At 32.0% G+C, this 250-nt stretch carries 2 protein-coding genes; both read left to right on the top strand.

Annotation, left to right across the window (positions count from 1 at the left end; translation table 11 throughout):
* A partial coding sequence (locus BHE89_RS02480) for a helix-turn-helix domain-containing protein (RefSeq protein ID WP_141008257.1) occupies nucleotides 1–190 on the top strand: 190 nt, incomplete at its 5' end.
* Nucleotides 135–250: helix-turn-helix domain-containing protein (locus BHE89_RS24725; protein ID WP_171742436.1), on the top strand; the 116-nt coding region annotated here is incomplete at its 3' end. The genes BHE89_RS02480 and BHE89_RS24725, both read left to right, overlap by 56 nt.

Here is a 250-nt window from a genome sequence, read left to right as displayed (position 1 = left end):
TCAAGGTTATACTGTATTTCAGTTAGCAAAAGAGATTGATATTAGTGAACAACAATTATTTCGTTATGAGCGTGGTGTAAACCGTATTGATATTGATTGCTTAGTTAGAGTTCTTGAAGTGCTAGGTGTTAATATTGGTAGCTTCTTTGAATCAAGGTTATACTGTATTTCAGTTAGCAAAAGAGATTGATATTAGTGAACAACAATTATTTCGTTATGAGCGTGGTGTAAACCGTATTGATATTGATTG

It is taken from the genome of Shigella sp. FC1967 (assembly GCF_001743005.1).
Classification (GTDB): Bacteria; Pseudomonadota; Gammaproteobacteria; order Enterobacterales; family Enterobacteriaceae; genus Proteus.
The sequence above is the reverse complement of the archived record's forward strand: the minus strand, read 5'-3'. Positions and strand labels throughout refer to the sequence as shown.